This is a genomic window from Pseudomonas guariconensis, from assembly GCF_040822035.1.
Taxonomy (GTDB): Bacteria; Pseudomonadota; Gammaproteobacteria; order Pseudomonadales; family Pseudomonadaceae; genus Aquipseudomonas; species Aquipseudomonas guariconensis.
Window position 1 is genome coordinate 1,046,890 of sequence record NZ_CP162012.1, and the last position, 17,105, is coordinate 1,063,994.

The 17,105-nt window shown below is 62.3% G+C and carries 16 protein-coding genes; 10 read left to right on the plus strand and 6 right to left on the minus strand.

The genetic code is table 11. The features are described from left to right. Positions 1–25: 25 nt before the first annotated feature. The 9 genes from AB1N67_RS04750 (at position 26) to AB1N67_RS04790 (ending at position 8,632) form a co-directional block, all read left to right on the plus strand. Positions 26–265: a BolA family protein gene (locus AB1N67_RS04750; protein ID WP_029613593.1), complete on the plus strand. Its 240-nt coding sequence runs from the start codon at positions 26–28 to the stop codon at positions 263–265. A 24-nt stretch (positions 266–289) separates the two neighbouring features. Beyond that, positions 290–1,555 carry a UDP-N-acetylglucosamine 1-carboxyvinyltransferase gene (gene murA / locus AB1N67_RS04755; RefSeq protein WP_043213299.1) on the plus strand — a complete coding sequence of 422 codons (1,266 nt, stop codon included), beginning with the start codon at positions 290–292 and terminating at the stop codon, positions 1,553–1,555. A gap of 88 nt (positions 1,556–1,643) precedes the next feature. Further along, positions 1,644–2,279 carry an ATP phosphoribosyltransferase gene (gene hisG / locus AB1N67_RS04760; protein ID WP_043213301.1) on the plus strand — a complete coding sequence of 212 codons (636 nt, stop codon included), beginning with the start codon at positions 1,644–1,646 and terminating at the stop codon, positions 2,277–2,279. Positions 2,280–2,404: 125 nt separating this feature from the next. Continuing rightward, complete coding sequence (gene hisD, locus AB1N67_RS04765) at positions 2,405–3,730, plus strand: histidinol dehydrogenase (protein WP_367863566.1); 1,326 nt, start codon at positions 2,405–2,407, stop codon at positions 3,728–3,730. 2 nt (positions 3,731–3,732) lie between these two features. Continuing rightward, positions 3,733–4,776, plus strand: coding sequence for a histidinol-phosphate transaminase (hisC, locus tag AB1N67_RS04770; RefSeq protein ID WP_324723275.1), 1,044 nt, complete (start codon positions 3,733–3,735; stop codon positions 4,774–4,776). 988 nt (positions 4,777–5,764) lie between these two features. Beyond that, positions 5,765–6,412 (plus strand): FadR/GntR family transcriptional regulator, encoded by a 648-nt coding sequence (locus AB1N67_RS04775; RefSeq protein ID WP_367863567.1) that lies wholly within the window; start codon positions 5,765–5,767, stop codon positions 6,410–6,412. 13 nt (positions 6,413–6,425) lie between these two features. Beyond that, positions 6,426–7,706: a CynX/NimT family MFS transporter gene (locus AB1N67_RS04780; protein WP_367863568.1), complete on the plus strand. Its 1,281-nt coding sequence runs from the start codon at positions 6,426–6,428 to the stop codon at positions 7,704–7,706. 86 nt (positions 7,707–7,792) lie between these two features. After that, on the plus strand, positions 7,793–8,266 hold the full coding sequence (locus tag AB1N67_RS04785) for a nuclear transport factor 2 family protein (RefSeq protein ID WP_090346628.1): 474 nt from the start codon (positions 7,793–7,795) through the stop codon (positions 8,264–8,266). A gap of 102 nt (positions 8,267–8,368) precedes the next feature. Continuing rightward, positions 8,369–8,632, plus strand: a complete 264-nt coding sequence (locus AB1N67_RS04790; protein WP_043210731.1) for a GIY-YIG nuclease family protein — start codon at positions 8,369–8,371, stop codon at positions 8,630–8,632. 31 nt (positions 8,633–8,663) lie between these two features. Here the strand turns inward: AB1N67_RS04790 and yejK are convergent, their stop codons facing one another. Continuing rightward, a complete protein-coding gene (gene yejK, locus AB1N67_RS04795) occupies positions 8,664–9,671 on the minus strand; it encodes a nucleoid-associated protein YejK (protein ID WP_043210730.1) in 1,008 nt (335 codons plus the stop codon). Between the two features lie 395 nt (positions 9,672–10,066). Here yejK and AB1N67_RS04800 point away from each other — a divergent pair, with 395 nt between their 5' ends. Then, positions 10,067–10,348, plus strand: a complete 282-nt coding sequence (locus AB1N67_RS04800; protein ID WP_043210728.1) for an HU family DNA-binding protein — start codon at positions 10,067–10,069, stop codon at positions 10,346–10,348. Positions 10,349–10,418: 70 nt separating this feature from the next. On the opposite strand, the gene rlmF is transcribed toward AB1N67_RS04800, so the two are convergent. The 5 genes from rlmF to AB1N67_RS04825 all read right to left on the minus strand — a co-directional run bounded on the left by rlmF (position 10,419) and on the right by AB1N67_RS04825 (position 16,853). Beyond that, positions 10,419–11,357: a 23S rRNA (adenine(1618)-N(6))-methyltransferase RlmF gene (gene rlmF, locus AB1N67_RS04805; protein ID WP_043210726.1), complete on the minus strand. Its 939-nt coding sequence runs from the start codon at positions 11,355–11,357 to the stop codon at positions 10,419–10,421. A 107-nt stretch (positions 11,358–11,464) separates the two neighbouring features. After that, the gene (locus AB1N67_RS04810) at positions 11,465–14,311 is read right to left on the minus strand and encodes a valine--tRNA ligase (protein WP_367863569.1); all 2,847 of its coding nucleotides are present in this window, start codon (positions 14,309–14,311) and stop codon (positions 11,465–11,467) included. Positions 14,312–14,511: 200 nt separating this feature from the next. Next, a complete protein-coding gene (locus AB1N67_RS04815; protein WP_367863570.1) occupies positions 14,512–14,880 on the minus strand; it encodes a DNA polymerase III subunit chi in 369 nt (122 codons plus the stop codon). A 5-nt stretch (positions 14,881–14,885) separates the two neighbouring features. Continuing rightward, positions 14,886–15,314: a DNA polymerase III subunit chi gene (locus AB1N67_RS04820; protein ID WP_043210720.1), complete on the minus strand. Its 429-nt coding sequence runs from the start codon at positions 15,312–15,314 to the stop codon at positions 14,886–14,888. A 48-nt stretch (positions 15,315–15,362) separates the two neighbouring features. Beyond that, entirely contained in the window at positions 15,363–16,853 is a 1,491-nt protein-coding gene (locus tag AB1N67_RS04825) for a leucyl aminopeptidase (RefSeq protein WP_043210717.1), read from the minus strand. Between the last annotated feature and the right edge of the window lie 252 nt (positions 16,854–17,105).

Sequence of the window (17,105 nt, forward strand, 5' to 3'; positions counted from 1 at the left end):
CACTGGGCGCCGATTGAGGTTGAGCATGCAGGCCGTAGAAGTTAAAAGCTTCCTTGAAGAGAAATTGCCGGGAACCCGGGTCGAAGTTGAGGGCGAAGGCTGCAACTTCCAGTTGAACGTGATCAGCGACGAGCTGGCCGGCCAGAGCCCGGTCAAGCGCCAGCAGGCGATCTATGCTCACCTGAATCCGTGGATCGCCGATGGCAGCATCCATGCGGTAACCATGAAATTTTTCAGCAGCGCAGCCTGGGCTGAGCGCACCTGAGCCAACGTTGGCGGCGAGATTGCAATGGACAAACTGATTATCACTGGCGGCGCGCGCCTCGACGGCGAGATCCGCATTTCCGGGGCGAAGAACGCCGCCCTGCCAATTCTTTCGGCGACCCTGCTGGCTGACGGCCCGGTCACCGTAGGTAACCTGCCACACCTGCACGACATCACCACCATGATCGAGCTGTTCGGCCGCATGGGCATCGAGCCTGTGATCGACGAGAAGCTCTCGGTTGAGATCGACCCGCGCACCATCAAGACCCTGGTTGCGCCCTACGAGCTGGTCAAGACCATGCGTGCCTCGATCCTCGTGCTCGGCCCGATGGTCGCCCGTTTCGGTGAAGCTGAAGTCGCGCTGCCTGGCGGTTGCGCCATCGGTTCGCGCCCTGTAGACCTGCACATCCGCGGTCTCGAGGCCATGGGTGCGAAGATCGAAGTCGAAGGTGGCTACATCAAGGCCAAGGCGCCTGAAGGCGGCCTGCGTGGTGCGCACTTCTTCTTCGACACCGTCAGCGTGACCGGTACCGAGAACATCATGATGGCTGCTGCCCTGGCCAAGGGCCGCAGTGTGCTGCAGAACGCCGCCCGCGAGCCTGAAGTGGTCGACCTGGCCAACTTCCTGATCGCGATGGGCGCCAAGATCCAAGGCGCCGGCACCGACACCATCACCATCGATGGCGTCGAACGCCTGCACTCGGCCACCTACCGCGTGATGCCCGACCGTATCGAGACCGGCACCTACCTGGTCGCCGCTGCCGTCACCGGCGGTCGCGTGAAGGTCAAGGACACCGATCCGACCATCCTTGAAGCCGTACTGGAAAAACTCAAGGAAGCGGGTGCCGAAGTCACAGCCGGCGAAGACTGGATCGAGCTGGACATGCACGGCAAGCGACCGAAGGCCGTCAACCTGCGTACTGCTCCGTACCCGGCCTTCCCGACCGACATGCAGGCGCAGTTCATCTCGCTCAACGCCATCGCCGAAGGCACTGGCGCGGTGATCGAGACCATCTTCGAAAACCGCTTCATGCACGTCTATGAAATGCACCGCATGGGTGCGCAGATCCAGGTCGAAGGCAACACCGCCATCGTGACTGGGGTCAAGGCGCTCAAGGGTGCACCGGTCATGGCTACGGACCTGCGGGCTTCGGCCAGCCTGGTGCTGTCGGCCTTGGTCGCCGAGGGCGATACCCTGATCGACCGCATCTACCACATCGACCGTGGTTACGAGTGCATCGAGGAAAAACTGCAGATGCTCGGGGCGAAGATCCGCCGCGTACCGGGCTAGTCTGTTCGGCGCAGGGATGCGCCACCGAATTCCACGCGGCCGGGCGCTTGCCCGGTCGGCTGTAGCCGCTTAAGGACCGACGTTTCCCATGTTGACCATCGCGCTATCCAAGGGCCGAATCCTCGACGATACCCTGCCATTGCTGGCCGAGGCCGGTATCGTGCCGACCGAGAATCCGGACAAGAGCCGCAAGCTGATCATCCCGACGACCCAGGACGATGTGCGCCTGCTGATCGTGCGCGCCACCGACGTGCCGACTTATGTCGAGCATGGGGCCGCTGACCTCGGTGTGGCCGGCAAGGACGTGTTGATGGAATACGGCGGTCAGGGTCTGTACGAGCCGCTGGACCTGCAGATTGCCCGCTGCAAGCTGATGACCGCCGGGGCGGTTGGCGCGCCGGAACCCAAGGGGCGTCTGCGCGTGGCTACCAAGTTCGTCAATGTAGCCAAGCGCTATTACGCCGAGCAGGGCCGTCAGGTCGACATCATCAAGCTGTACGGTTCCATGGAGCTGGCACCTCTGATCGGCCTGGCCGACAAGATCATCGACGTGGTCGACACCGGCAACACGCTGCGTGCCAACGGTCTGGAACCCCAGGAGCTGATCGCAACCATCAGCTCGCGCCTGGTGGTCAACAAAGCCTCCATGAAAATGCAGCATGCCCGCATCCAGAGCTTGATCGACACCCTGCGCCAAGCCGTCGAATCGCGACACCGCGGCTGACCTTCGCACGCGACTTTCTGTCGCGTCCGTCTATCCGCGTCATAGCCATTTTTCTCGGGTGCCCGCGCGGATGGACTGGTAGCCTAGGGCGCCTGAGCATTCGCTAATAAAACGAGGCCCTCGTCATGACCGTGTCCACTGCAATTGCCCGTCTCAATGCCGCTGATCCGGGTTTCGCCCGACATCTGGATCATCTGCTGAGCTGGGAAAGCGTGTCCGATGACGCGGTCAATCAGCGCGTGCTCGACATCATCAAGGCTGTCCGCGAGCGGGGCGATGCCGCGTTGGTCGAGTTCACCCAGCGTTTCGATGGCGTCGAGGCCAAGGGTATCGACGACCTGATCCTAGGCCGTGAACGCCTGGAGCTGGCATTGACCCGCATCACGCCCACCCAGCGCGAAGCTTTGGAGATCGCCGCCAGCCGAGTGCGTAGCTACCACGAGCGGCAGAAGCAGGATTCCTGGCAATACACCGAGGCCGATGGCACCGTGCTCGGCCAGAAAGTCACGCCGCTGGACCGCGCCGGCCTGTACGTGCCGGGCGGCAAGGCCTCGTACCCATCGTCGGTGCTGATGAACGCCATCCCGGCCAAAGTCGCCGGTGTGTCCGAAGTGGTGATGGTGGTGCCGACCCCACGCGGGGAGGTCAACGAACTGGTGCTGGCCGCCGCGTGCATCGCAGGCGTCGATCGCGTCTTCACCATCGGTGGCGCCCAAGCCGTTGCGGCCCTGGCCTACGGGACCGAGAGCGTGCCCCAGGTGGACAAGATCGTCGGTCCGGGCAACATCTACGTAGCCACTGCCAAGCGCCACGTGTTCGGCCAGGTTGGCATCGACATGATCGCCGGTCCGTCGGAGATTCTCGTTGTCTGCGACGGCCAGACCGACCCGGACTGGATTGCCATGGACCTGTTCTCCCAGGCTGAGCACGACGAGGATGCCCAGGCGATTCTCGTCAGCCCTGACGCCGCCTTCCTCGATCGCGTGGCGGCCAGTATCGCCAAGCTGTTGCCGACCATGGAGCGGGCCGAGATCATCGAGAAATCGATCAATGGTCGTGGCGCGCTGATCCAGGTTCGCGACATGCAACAGGCCATGGACGTTGCGAACCGCATTGCTCCCGAGCACTTGGAGCTTTCGGTCGCCGAGCCGCAGGCATGGTTGCCGCAGATCCGTCATGCGGGCGCGATCTTCATGGGGCGTCACACCAGCGAAGCCTTGGGCGACTACTGCGCCGGCCCCAACCACGTGCTGCCGACCTCCGGCACCGCGCGCTTCTCCTCGCCGTTGGGCGTGTATGACTTCCAGAAGCGTTCGTCGATCATCTTCTGCTCGGAGCAGGCCGCTTCCGAGCTGGGCCACACGGCATCGGTCCTGGCGCGCGGCGAATCGCTGACCGCCCACGCCCGCAGTGCCGAATACCGCATCCTCACCGAGAGCAAGGGGAACTGAACATGAGCCGTTTCTGGAGCCCCTTCGTCAAGGACCTGGTGCCTTACGTACCGGGGGAGCAACCCAAGCTGACCCGCCTGGTGAAGCTCAATACCAACGAGAACCCCTACGGCCCGTCGCCCAAGGCCTTGGAGGCCATGCAAGGCGAGCTGAACGACAACCTGCGCCTGTACCCGGATCCGAACGGTGATCGGCTCAAGCAGGCGGTCGCCGACTACTATGGCGTCACTGCCCAGCAAGTGTTCGTCGGCAACGGCTCGGATGAAGTGTTGGCGCACATCTTCCACGGCTTGTTCCAGCATGATGCGCCGCTGTTGTTCCCGGACATCAGCTACAGCTTCTACCCGGTCTACTGCGGCCTTTACGGAATCGCATTCGAGCAGGTGGCGCTGGATGAGCAATTCCAGATCCGCATCGAGGACTATAAGAAGCCCAACGCCGGCATCATCTTCCCCAACCCCAACGCACCGACCGGTTGCCTGTTGCCGTTGCAGGCGATCGAGCAACTGCTGCAGGCCAACCGTGACTCGGTGGTGGTGGTGGATGAAGCCTATATCGATTTCGGCGGCGAGACCGCCATCAGCCTGGTGGACCGCTACGATAACCTGCTGGTGACCCAGACCCTGTCCAAGTCGCGCTCCCTGGCCGGCCTGCGGGTCGGCCTGGCGGTGGGGCATCCTGCGCTGATCGAGGCGCTGGAGCGGATCAAGAACAGCTTCAACTCCTACCCGCTCGACCGCATGGCGATCGTGGGCGCGGCGGCAGCGTTCGAAGACCGAGCCTACTTTGACCAGACCTGCCACAAGGTGATCGAGAGCCGTGAGGCGTTGGTCGTGCAATTGACGGCGCGCGGTTTTGAAGTGCTGCCTTCGGCGGCCAACTTCATCTTTGCACGGCACCCTGAGCGGGACGCTGCCCAGGTGGCGGCGCGCTTGCGCGAGCAAGGGGTGATCGTGCGGCACTTCAAGCAAGAGCGGATTGCGCAGTTCCTTCGGATTACCATCGGGACACCGGAGCAGAACCAGGCGTTGCTTGATGCGCTGTGAGTGAGTAGGTGGATGGGTGGTTGGTGGTTCGACGGGCGTGGAGTTATCCGTTGATGTGCTGACACTGATCACCTGTTCGCCCTTATGTTGGTTGTTGGTTGTTGGTTGTTGGTTGTTGGTTGTTGGTTGTTGGTTGTGGGTTTTGAGGTTTGTGGGCTTATCCGTTTTATTTGTCGACGGTTAATCACCTTTCCGCCTTTACGGCGGGTCACTTTTGGTCTTGGCCAAAAGTAACCAAAAGCCGCGCGCCCCTGCATCCGGCCCGGCGCTTCGCACCGGGTTCCCTCGCTGCGGTGTCTTACGGGGCCTCGCGGCCTCCGGCTGGCTGCGCCAGCCTCCATCTCGCGACTTCGGCTACGCCGAAGGGCGCTACGCGCCTGCCCCTACAGACACCTCCGCTCGGCCTGCTGATGGGGCGCAAGTTACGGGCGGCGCCTGGACTGGCGTTGTTTCATTGAGTGGTTTTTGTGGTGAGCTTTTGGGCCATTCGCGGGTAAACCGGGGCGCCGAACCGCCGCTCCTACCCGCAAATAGGCCGGAACAAACACCCAAACAATTAACTTGTTTGCCGTTGCCGTTGCCGTTGCTTTTGATGCGCGATAGTCCAGACACCACCCATCGCGACCTCAGGAGGCCGAGTGGAGGTGTCTGTAGGGGCAGGCGCGCAGCGCCCTTCGGCGTGAGCCGAAGTCGCGAGATGGAGGCTGGCGTAGCCAGCCGGAGGCCGCGGAGCCCCGAAAGGCACCGGAGCGGAGGGAACCCCGGAGCGCAGCGCAGGGGCCGCATGTGGGAGCCAGCGGTTTTTGCCTACTTTTGCCCAAGAGCAAAAGTAGGTCGCCGTAAAGGCGAAAAGCGCCGGTGGCGCCCCCACCAACACAGGATATTCACACAGCCTGAAAGCCCAAGCCCAAGCCCAAGCCCGAAACCTTGCCCCACCCCCACCACCCAGCTATCTTACCCAAAATTCATCCGATGACCGGATCTACCCATGACCCTACTCATCAAACGCTCCCTAGTTGAACAAGCCGTCGACCAACTCCGCACCCGCATCACCAGCGGTATTTGGTCCATCGGCCAACGCCTGCCCACTGAACCCGAACTCGCCCACGAACTAGGCATCAGCCGCAACACCGTTCGTGAAGCCATGCGCGTGCTCGCCTTCAGCGGCCTGGTCGAGATCCGCCAAGGCGATGGTAGTTACCTGCGCACCGCCCAAGACCCGCTCCAGGCGGTCCAGGCCATGGCCCGCTGCACGTCGGAACAGGCCCGGGAAACTCGCCGTATTCTGGAAACCGAAGCGATCGGCCTGGCCGCCCAGCGCCGCACCGAAGCGGATATACACCGCCTGCGCCAGGCTTTGCAGAACACTGCTGCGCATTTTCATGGCGATATAAAGACTTACGTTGAGTGCGACTTGGTCTTTCACCAGCAGTTAGTGGACGCCGCCCACAACCCTGCGTTGAGCGAGCTCTACCGTTACTTTTCCGGCGTTGTGGCCGCGGCGTTGGAGCACAACATGGCGACCACCCCCCGGTGCCAGACGGTATTCGATCTGCACGGTCAGATCGTCGATGCCATCGAACAATGTGATCCGGAACGTGCCAAGTACTTGAGCCGTACCCTAATTGAATCCTGACAATGAGACGCCCATGGCCGAACCCACCATTCACGAAACTGCTCATCGCCAGCAGGAATTCGAAGAACTGCTGATCGACGCCGAAGCCGACGACGAGCAGGTCCAGCAGCAGCCTGTAGTGCTGCAGCGGCCATGGTTGCTGTTGCTTGGCTTGGTACTGGTGGCACTGAACCTGCGTCCTGCGCTGTCGAGCATGGCGCCGGTACTGGGCCAAGTATCGGAGGGACTAGGGCTGAACGCGTCCCAGGCGGGCCTGCTGACGACTTTGCCGGTGCTGTGTCTTGGCCTGTTCGCTCCATTGGCACCGGTCCTGGCTCGACGCTTTGGCAGTGAGCGGGTGGTGCTGGGCATTCTGCTGACCTTGGCGCTGGGTATTTTGGTACGCAGTGTCCTGGGGGTGACCGGCGTGTTTCTGGGCAGTGTCATGGCCGGCGCGAGCATCGGCATCATCGGCGTGTTGCTTCCGGGCATCGTCAAACGGGACTTCCCACAGCATGCCGGTACCCTGACCGGTGTCTATACCATGGCCTTGTGCCTGGGGGCGGCTCTGGCCGCCGGTGCCACGGTGCCATTGGCGCGCCACTTCGATGACAGTTGGGCCTTGGGCTTGGGCTTCTGGCTGGTGCCTGCGTTGATCGCGATGGTGGTATGGCTGCCCCAGGCGCGCCAGGGGCACGGCCTGCACAAGGTGGCCTATCGCGTGCGCGGTCTATGGCGCGATCCGCTGGCCTGGCAGGTCACGCTGTACATGGGCTTGCAGTCTTCGCTGGCCTACATCGTGTTTGGCTGGCTCCCCTCGATTCTCATCGGCCGGGGGTTGAGCCCTACGGAGGCTGGGTTGGTGTTGTCCGGGTCGGTGATCGTGCAACTGGTGAGCTCGCTCAGCGCGCCTTGGCTGGCCACCCGAGGCAAGGACCAGCGCCTGGCTATCGTCATCGTCATGCTGGTCACCCTGGCAGGGTTGTTCGGTTGCTTGTATGCACCGGTTTCAGGGCTGTGGGGCTGGGCCGTCGTGCTCGGACTGGGGCAGGGTGGTACGTTCGCCCTGGCGTTGACGTTGATCGTGCTGCGCTCGAAGGATTCCCATGTAGCTGCGAATCTTTCGAGCATGGCGCAAGGGGTCGGCTATACGTTGGCGTCCGCAGGGCCGTTTGCCGTAGGCCTGGTGCATGACCTGACGGGGGGCTGGACGGCTGTGGGCTGGATATTCGCGGCGCTGGGCATTGGGGCGATTCTATTCGGCCTTGGGGCTGGGCGGGCATTGCATGTGCAGGTGGTCAGCGAGAAGGTGTGACAAAGCCTATTCATGGCGCGAATGAGCATGGCGCTCCCATGCGGGGCACATTATCGTTGAGGTTTGCCCCCGGAGGGACCCGCCCCATGAGCGACGCCAATCGTGAGCTGATCACACGTTTCTACCAAGCCTTCCAGCGCCTGGACGCCGAGGCGATGGTGGCTTGCTACAGCGATGACATCACCTTCAGTGACCCTGTCTTCGGTACCTTGCGAGGCCGTGATGTGGGGGACATGTGGCGGATGCTGACCAGCCGTGCCAAAAATTTCTCCCTGACCTTCGACAGCGTCAGCGCCAATCAGGACGGGGGGAATGCGCACTGGGTGGCGCGCTATCTGTTCACCCAGACCGGGCGCACTGTTGTCAATGACATACAGGCCCGCTTCGTGATCCGCGATGGGCTGATTTGCCAGCATGACGACAGTTTCGACCTGTGGCGCTGGTCGCGTCAGGCCCTGGGCCTGCCGGGGTTGCTGCTGGGCTGGTCGCCGTTGCTGCAGAACAAAGTTCGCCAGCAAGCGTTCAAGGGGTTGCGGACATACCAGCAAAGCGCGGTATAGCCACGGGCTGTTCATTTTCGTGTTAGGTGTAGTGGGGCTTTGGGTTTCAAATTAATGACGCAAAGAGTGGATGCTCCGAGTGAAAAACCTCCGGGCGGGGATGTGAAACCCTGGTATGTCTATCTGGTGCGGGCTGCCAACGGTTCGCTGTATTGCGGTATCAGTGATGACCCACAGCGGCGGTTCCTGAAGCATCAGAGGGGGCAGGGGGCGCGTTACTTCAAGACCAGCCCGGCCCAGGCGCTGGTATATATGGAGCAGTGGCCGGACAAAGGCGAGGCACTGCGTCAGGAGCGGTTGGTGAAAAAGCTGCGCAAATCGGCCAAGGAAGCGCTGGTGGCAGCCTATGCAGGTACCGAAGGCTAGATCAGGGGCTGCGCTGCAGCCCCGGCTATGCTCAATCCTTGCGCCGTTTGAGCTGATCGACCAGTTGGGTCGGCAGGCCCTTGATGATCAAGGTGCCGGCTTCTTCGTCATATTCCACCTTCGATCCCAGCAAGTGGGCCTCGAAGCTGATCGACAGGCCTTCGGCGCGGCCGGTGAAACGGCGGAACTGGTTGAGGGTGCGTTTATCCGCAGGAATCTCCGGCGACAGGCCGTAATCCTTGTTGCGAATGTGGTCGTAGAAGGCCTTGGGTCGATCTTCATCGATCAGGCTGGACAGTTCTTCCAGTGTCACCGGCTCACCGAGTTTGGTCTGAGTGGTGGCGTAGTCGACCAAGGTCTGGGTCTTTTCGCGGGCGGCCTCCTCGGGCAGGTCCTCGCTTTCGACGAAGTCGCTGAAGGCCTTGAGCAGGGTACGGGTCTCACCTGGGCCGTCGACACCTTCCTGGCAACCGATGAAGTCGCGGAAGTAGTCCGACACCTTCTTGCCATTCTTGCCCTTGATGAACGAGATGTACTGCTTGGAGTTCTGGTTGTTCTTCCACTCCGACAAGTTGACCCGCGCCGCCAGGTGCAACTGGCCGAGGTCGAGGTGACGCGACGGGGTGACATCGAGCTCGGCGTTCACAGCCACGCCTTCGCTGTGGTGCAGCAGGGCGATGGCCAGGTACTCGGTCATGCCTTGCTGGTAATGGGCGAACAGGATATGGCCGCCGGTGGACAGGTTGGATTCTTCCATCAGCTTTTGCAGGTGCTCTACAGCGATGCGGCTGAAGGCGGTGAAGTCTTTTTCTTCATCCAGGTACTGCTTGAGCCAGCCGCTGAAGGGGTAGGCCCCCGATTCGCTGTGGAAGAACCCCCAGGCCTTGCCTTGCTTGGCGTTGTAGCTGTCGTTGAGGTCGGCCAGCAGGTTTTCGATGGCGTCGGAAGCGCCGAGTTCGGAGTCTCGGGCATGCAGGACTGCTGGGCTGCCATCGGGTTTCTTGTCGATCAGGTGAACGATGCAATGACGGATTGGCATGGAAATCTCGAGCGGGGTTGGGCGGTGCTAGGCCGCGCTGCAAAGTCGTGCAGTTTAACCCAGGCAGAGGGCGATGCAGTGGTCAGATAGTGGCGTAAATGTCTGTTGTTCGTTTTTTGTTCAATTTTTTGCGTTTTACGATAAAAGCCCCGAAAAACCTGCATAAAATCGAAGTCGGCAGCGGATATTTATCTATTCCTGTGGTAGCTTTGCGCGGTCTTGCGCCCCTTGGGTGGCGCATTGCTGGCAGATCGCTGGGCTCGTGTCGAACCAAACGCCGATTTTCGTATCTACATACGCGATTGGCGCGGCCCGCCGGATTTTTCAGGGGCTGGCCCGATTACCGACCTGGCACGCTGCATAACCACTGAATTTGATAGGGAAGGAACACCACCATGGCATTGACCAAAGACCAACTGATTGCCGATATCGCCGAAGCCATCGACGCGCCGAAAACCACCGCGCGTAACGCCCTGGAGCAACTGGGCCAGATCGTCGCCGACCAACTGGAGAACGGCGCTGAAATCACCCTGCCAGGCATCGGCAAGCTGAAAGTCTCCGAGCGTCCTGCCCGTACCGGCCGCAACCCTTCGACTGGCGCTGCCATCGAAATCGCTGCCAAGAAAGTCGTCAAGTTCGTACCTGCCAAGGTCCTGAACGACGCCGTCAACAAGTAATTGTTGAAGCTTTGAAAAAACCGCGCCCGGCTTGTCCGGGCGCGGTTTTTTCATGCCCGCGAAAGGGGTATCAGCGTGAGCGATGCCAGGCTTGGCGCGCGGCGGCGTCTTGGAAGCTCCAGGCTACCATGCGGCTCTGTTTCTGGCCTTGCCCCATGGCCACTACCTGTTGTGCCTTCACGCCTGCCTTCCTCAGCGCCGCCTCGATACCGGGCAAGTTGCTGGCCTTGGATACCAGGCTGGTGAACCACAGCACCTGGCCGGCGTACTGCACGCTCTCTTCCACCAACTGGGTGACGAAGCGGATCTCTCCGCCCTCGCACCACAGCTCGTTGTTCTGCCCGCCGAAATTGAGCACTGGCAGCTTGCGCTTGGGATCCTGTTTGCCAAGGTTCTTCCATTTGCGCTGGCTACCGCGGGTGGCTTCGTCGCGGGAGGCATGGAACGGCGGGTTGCACAGGGTGACGTCGAAACGCTCGTCATCCTGCAGCAGGCCGGTGAGGATGTGCTTGCGGTTGGCTTGCTGGCGCAAGGAGATGACCTTGCCCAGGCCGTTGGCCTGGACGATGGTCCGGGCCGATGCCAGGGCCACCGCGTCGATGTCCGAACCCACGAAACGCCAGCGGTAGTCGCTGTGGCCAAGCAGCGGGTAGATGCAGTTGGCACCGACGCCGATGTCCAGCGCGCGCACCTGTACGCCTCGGGGGATCTCGCCGCCGCAATCCTCGGCCAGCAAGTCGGCCAGCACATGGATGTAGTCGGCCCGCCCAGGGATGGGCGGGCACAGGTAGTCGGCCGGGATGTCCCAGTGTTGGATGCCGTATTGGGCCTTGAGCAAGGCGCGGTTGAAGACCCGTACCGCTTCGGGATTGGCGAAGTCGATGCTCGGCTTGCCATAGGGGTTGGTAATGGTGAATTTGCCCAGCTCAGGATGGGCTTTGATCAGGCTGGGGAAATCGTAGCGGCCCTGATGGCGATTGCGCGGGTGCAGGGTGGGTTTTTGATTCATGGGGTGAAATCTCAAAAGCATCGCGGGACAAGCCCACTCCCATATGATCGTCGTTGATCTGTGGGAGCGGGCTTGTCCCGCGAGGGCATCACTGAGGTCTGCGGCTGTTACAGTGCCGCGATCCGCGCATGTTGCTCTGTCAAGTTGGCCAGGGCCTGTTCGGACTCGGCCAGCTTGGCGCGTTCTTTTTCGATCACGGCAGGCGGGGCCTTGTCGACGAACGCGGCATTGGACAGCTTGCCGCCTACGCGCTGGACTTCGCCTTGCAGACGCTGGATTTCCTTGCTCAGGCGTGCCAGTTCCGCGTCCTTGTCGATCAGGCCGGCCATCGGCACCAGTACCTGCAAGTCACCCACCAGTGCGGTGGCCGACAGCGGTGCTTCGTCCTGCTCGCCGAGCACGGTGAACGACTCGACCTTGGCCAGCTTCTTGAGCAGCGCCTCGTTCTCCTGCAGGCGACGCTGGTCGTGCGCATTGGCGTTCTTGAGGAACAGCGGCAGCGGCTTGCCAGGGCCGATGTTCATCTCGGCGCGAATGTTGCGCAGACCTACCATCAGTTGCTGCAGCCACTCGATATCGCCTTCGGCGGCGGTGTCGATGCGGCTTTCATTGGCCACAGGCCAAGGTTGCAGCATGATGGTCTTGCCTTCGATACCGGCCAGCGGCGCGATGCGCTGCCAGATTTCTTCGGTGATGAACGGCATGAACGGGTGTGCCAGGCGCAAGGCGACTTCCAGCACGCGAACCAAGGTCCGGCGAGTGCCGCGGGCGCGCTCGACGGGGGCATTCTCGTCCCACAGTACCGGCTTGGACAGCTCCAGATACCAGTCGCAGTACTGGTTCCAGATGAACTCGTACAAGGCCTGGCTGGCCAGGTCGAAGCGGAACTGCTCGAGCTGGCGGGTCACCTCGGCTTCGGTGCGCTGCAGCTGCGAGATGATCCAGCGATCGGCCAGCGACAGTTCGTAGGCCTCGCCGTTCTGGCCGCAATCCTCGCCTTTGTCCAGCACGTAGCGGGCGGCGTTCCAGATCTTGTTGCAGAAGTTGCGATAACCCTCGACGCGGCCCATGTCGAACTTGATGTCGCGGCCGGTGGAAGCCAGCGAGCAGAAGGTGAAGCGCAGGGCGTCGGTGCCGTAGCTGGCGATGCCTTCGGGGAACTCGGCCTTGGTCTGCTTGGCGATCTTTTCGGCGAGCTTGGGCTGCATCATGCCGCTGGTGCGTTTTTCCAGCAGGGCTTCAAGGGTGATGCCGTCGACGATGTCCAGTGGATCGAGGACGTTGCCCTTGGACTTGGACATCTTCTGGCCCTGGCCGTCACGTACAAGGCCGTGGACGTACACGGTCTTGAACGGTACCTGCGGGGTGCCATCTTCGTTCTTGATCAGGTGCATGGTCAGCATGATCATGCGCGCAACCCAGAAGAAGATGATGTCGAAACCGGTGACCAGCACATCGGTGGAGTGGAACTTCTTGAGGAACTCGGTCTGCTCCGGCCAGCCCAAGGTGGAGAAGGTCCACAGGCCCGAACTGAACCAGGTGTCGAGGACGTCCTCGTCCTGGCGCAGCGCCACGTCGGCGCCCAGGTTGTGCTTGGCACGGACTTCTTCTTCGCTGCGACCGACATAGACCTGGCCGGCTTCGTCGTACCAGGCCGGGATGCGGTGCCCCCACCACAGCTGGCGGCTGATACACCAGTCCTGGATATCACGCATCCAGGAGAAGTACATGTTTTCGTACTGCTTGGGCACGAACTGAATGCGGCCGTCTTCCACGGCGGCGATGGCAGGTTCTGCCAGCGGCTTGGTAGAGACGTACCACTGGTCGGTCAGCCACGGCTCGATGACCGTGCCGGAACGGTCGCCCTTGGGTACCTTCAGGGCGTGGTCGTCGATGCTGACCAGCAGGCCCTGGGCGTCCAAGTCGGCGACGATCTGCTTGCGCGCGACGAAGCGGTCCAGGCCTGCGTACTGGGCCGGCAGGCTGGTGTCGATCTGCTCGTTGACGCTGCCGTCGAGGTTGAAGGCCTGGGCGCTTGCCAGCACCAGGGCGTTCTTGTCGAAGATGTTCAGCAGTGGCAGGTTGTGGCGCTTGCCGACTTCATAGTCGTTGAAGTCGTGGGCCGGGGTGATTTTCACGCAGCCGGTGCCGAACTCCGGATCGCAGTAATCGTCGGCGATGATCGGGATGCGGCGGCCGACCAGCGGCAGCTCGACGAACTTGCCGATCAGGGCCTGGTAGCGCTCGTCGTTCGGGTTCACAGCAACGGCCGCGTCACCCAGTAAGGTTTCCGGACGGGTGGTGGCAACGACCAAGTGGTCCTTGCCTTCGGCGGTCTTGGCGCCATCGGCCAGTGGGTAGCGCAGGTTCCACAGGTGGCCTTTCTCGTCGTGGTTTTCCACTTCGAGGTCGGAAATGGCGGTATGCAGCTTGGTGTCCCAGTTGACCAGGCGCTTGCCACGGTAGATCAGGCCGTCTTCATGCAGGCGCACGAAGGCTTCCTTGACCGCTTCGGACAGACCGTCGTCCATGGTGAACCGTTCGCGGGTCCAGTCGACCGACGAGCCCAGGCGGCGAATCTGGCGGCTGATGTTGCCGCCGGACTGATCCTTCCACTCCCAGACCTTCTTCAGGAACTTCTCGCGGCCCAGGTCATGACGGTTCTGGCCCTTGGCCTCGAGCTGGCGCTCCACCAGCATCTGGGTGGCGATACCGGCGTGGTCGGTGCCTGGCTGCCACAGGGTGTTGCGGCCCTGCATGCGGCGGAAGCGGATCAGGGCGTCCATGATCGCGTTGTTGAAGCCGTGGCCCATGTGCAGGCTGCCGGTCACGTTCGGCGGCGGGATCATGATGGTGTAGGACTCGCCTGCACCTTGCGGGGCGAAATAGTTCTCGGACTCCCAAGTGTTGTACCAGGAAGTTTCGATGGCGTGCGGCTGGTAGGTCTTATCCATGCGCGGCGGGACCCTATGGCATTAATTCGGGAAAGCCGGGAAGTATAACCAAGCCAGGGGCCGCAGGCGACAAGCTGCTGATATCTGTAGGCGCAACGGTGTCTTCTTTGTGGACAAACCTGCCCCCACGGACCTCGTGCGCGCCTTGAGCGCGGCGGTGTACCGGTAGTGACGGGTTTGCCCGCAAAGAAAAGCGGCGTTTATTCGGAGCGCTTGAGCAGACGTTCCATGCGTGCATCGAGGCGTCGTTTGATCTCGTTCTCGATGTGCGGGGTGAAGTCGTTGATCACGTCTTGCATGATCTGTTGGGCAGCGGCGCGCAGGTCGGCTTCAAGGTGCAGCAGGGTGTCCTGGCGGCGGGTCTGCGGATCGTCTTCGGTGGTTGCGACCGAGAGAGGCTCGGCCACTGACGAGGTGTTGCCTGCTGGCTCGTCGAGCAGCAGGGGAATCTGCTCCACCGTTTCGGTCAGCAGGGGCGGTTGCAGATCGGCATCGCCCAGCAACTGGCGGATCGACTCTAGGTCGTCGAGCAGATGAGCGGAATTGGGCAGGGGAGAGTGCTTGTCCATCGTCGTCAAAGTCGCTGTAAGCGGTGGTCTTGCAGAGCATAGCCCTGTTCGCGGTAGAAACGGAATCGTTCTCGCGCAGCCTGGCGAATGCCCGGCTCCTCGACGACGATCTCGGCTACCCGTTCGAACTGGCCGACGAACCCCGGTACCTCGGCGCCGAGGTTGATCAACAGGTCGCGGTGGGTGCCGGCGTCATCACCCAGCCCCAGGGCTACTGCTGCTTCGGCGTTGGCTTCGGCAGGGTCGTGCGGGACGAAGGCCTCGCCCTTGAAGTGCCACAGGCGCTCGTCCAGCGCGTTGCGCTGCTCGGCGTCCTGACAGTGCAGATAGACCCGATGGCCCAGGCGCCAGGCCTTTTCGCACAGCTTGCAGGCGAAATCCAGGCGCGCCGACAACGCATCGGTGGGCAGGATATAGAAATCGACTTTGCTCATGTTCGGTCAACCGGCCGGCAGCGCGCGGGCGCCACCGGCCTTGTGGCATCAGGCGTTGGCGCGATCGAGCAGATATTGGGTCAGCAGCGGGACCGGGCGGCCCGAGGCGCCTTTGTCCTTGCCGCCGCTGATCCAAGCGGTGCCGGCAACGTCCAGATGCGCCCAGTTATAAGCTTTGGCGAAGCGCGACAGGAAGCAGCCTGCGGTGATGGTGCCAGCCTTGGGGCCACCGATGTTGGCGATGTCGGCGAACGGGCTGTCCAACTGCTCTTGGTACTCATCGAACAGCGGCAGTTGCCAGGCACGGTCGTCGGCGCGCTTGCCGGCGTCGAGCAGTTGGCCGACCAGTTCGTCGTTGTTGCCCATCAGCCCCGAGGTATGGCTGCCCAGGGCGACGATGCAGGCGCCGGTCAGGGTAGCGATGTCGATCACTGCCTGAGGTTTGAAGCGTTCGGCGTAGGTCAGGGTGTCGCACAGCACCAGACGGCCTTCGGCGTCGGTGTTGAGGATCTCGACGGTCTGGCCGCTCATGGTGGTGACGATGTCGCCCGGGCGCGTGGCGCCGCCGCTGGGCATGTTCTCGGCGCAAGCCAGCAGGCACACCAGGTTGATCGGCAACTGCAGCTGCAGCACGGCGCGCAGGGTGCCGAAGACACTGGCCGCACCACACATGTCGTACTTCATTTCATCCATGCCGGCGCCAGGCTTGAGGCTGATGCCGCCGGTGTCGAAGGTGATGCCCTTGCCGACCAGCACGAACGGTTTTTCGCTCTTCTTGCCGCCCTGGTAGTTGAGCACGATCAGCCGTGGCGGCTGGTCGCTGCCCTGGCCAACGGCGTAGAACGCGCCCATGCCCAGGTCCTTGATCTTTTTCTCGTCCAGCACCTCGACCTTGAGGTTTTTGTGCGCCTTGCCCAGCTCCTTGGCCTGTTCGGCGAGGAACGTCGGGTGGCACAGGTTCGGCGGCAGGTTGCCCAGGTCGCGGGTGAAGGACATGCCCGAGGCGATGGCGCTGGCGTGCTTCACGGCGCGCTCGACTTCAGCCTGGCCCGGCTTGTCGGTCAGCAGGGTGACTTTCTTGAGGGCGCGGGGCTCGGCCTTCTGGCTCTTGAAACGGTCGAAGACGTACTCGCCATCGAGCAGGGTCTCGGCCAGAAGGCGGTATTTGGCGTAATGGGCGTCGCGGGCGGTGACGCTGACGTCATCCAGAGCCAGCACCGCGTCGCTGCCGTTCAGGCCCTTGAGCACACCGGCGACACTGGCGACCAGCTTGCGCCAGCTGCGATCCCCCAGCGCTTCCTTGCCGCTGCCGACCAGCAGCACGCGCTCGGCCTTCAGGCCCGGCAGGCTGTGCAGCAGCAGGGTCTGGCCCGGCTTGCCTGCCAGGTCGCCGCGCTTGAGCACCGCGCTAATTGCGCCATTGCTGGCCTGGTCGACGGCTTTGGCGATGTCGCCGAGCTTGCGCCCTTCACCGACGGCCAGCACCAAGGTGGCGGTTTTCAAGGAGGCGGCGGCTACACTTTTTACAACCAGTTCCATGTCAGGGTCCCCGAATGATCTGTCAGTTGGCGCAATCTCGTGCAAGCGCCCGAAACAGGTGTGGCCGCAAGGTCGCGTGCCACTTGAAAAGCTGCCAGTTTGAGCCTGGGGGAACCTGGATGACAACCCCGACATGCGCCGTCATGCGCGGCCAAGTGACAGGCGCGGTCAATCACAGGATAATGCGCGCACTTTATATGGAGGTTCGCCGTCGGCGAACCGGCAAGTCATTGTTTGGCTCTGCGCCCCTGA

Coding starts and splice junctions, on each gene's coding strand:
- AB1N67_RS04750 (WP_029613593.1), top strand. CDS start 26: ATGCAGGCCGTAGAAGTTAAAAGCTTCCTTGAAGAGAAATTGCCGGGA.
- murA (WP_043213299.1), top strand. CDS start 290: ATGGACAAACTGATTATCACTGGCGGCGCGCGCCTCGACGGCGAGATC.
- hisG (WP_043213301.1), top strand. CDS start 1,644: ATGTTGACCATCGCGCTATCCAAGGGCCGAATCCTCGACGATACCCTG.
- hisD (WP_367863566.1), top strand. CDS start 2,405: ATGACCGTGTCCACTGCAATTGCCCGTCTCAATGCCGCTGATCCGGGT.
- hisC (WP_324723275.1), top strand. CDS start 3,733: ATGAGCCGTTTCTGGAGCCCCTTCGTCAAGGACCTGGTGCCTTACGTA.
- AB1N67_RS04775 (WP_367863567.1), top strand. CDS start 5,765: ATGACCCTACTCATCAAACGCTCCCTAGTTGAACAAGCCGTCGACCAA.
- AB1N67_RS04780 (WP_367863568.1), top strand. CDS start 6,426: ATGGCCGAACCCACCATTCACGAAACTGCTCATCGCCAGCAGGAATTC.
- AB1N67_RS04785 (WP_090346628.1), top strand. CDS start 7,793: ATGAGCGACGCCAATCGTGAGCTGATCACACGTTTCTACCAAGCCTTC.
- yejK (WP_043210730.1), bottom strand. CDS start 9,671: ATGCCAATCCGTCATTGCATCGTTCACCTGATCGACAAGAAACCCGAT.
- AB1N67_RS04800 (WP_043210728.1), top strand. CDS start 10,067: ATGGCATTGACCAAAGACCAACTGATTGCCGATATCGCCGAAGCCATC.
- rlmF (WP_043210726.1), bottom strand. CDS start 11,357: ATGAATCAAAAACCCACCCTGCACCCGCGCAATCGCCATCAGGGCCGC.
- AB1N67_RS04810 (WP_367863569.1), bottom strand. CDS start 14,311: ATGGATAAGACCTACCAGCCGCACGCCATCGAAACTTCCTGGTACAAC.
- AB1N67_RS04815 (WP_367863570.1), bottom strand. CDS start 14,880: ATGGACAAGCACTCTCCCCTGCCCAATTCCGCTCATCTGCTCGACGAC.
- AB1N67_RS04820 (WP_043210720.1), bottom strand. CDS start 15,314: ATGAGCAAAGTCGATTTCTATATCCTGCCCACCGATGCGTTGTCGGCG.
- AB1N67_RS04825 (WP_043210717.1), bottom strand. CDS start 16,853: ATGGAACTGGTTGTAAAAAGTGTAGCCGCCGCCTCCTTGAAAACCGCC.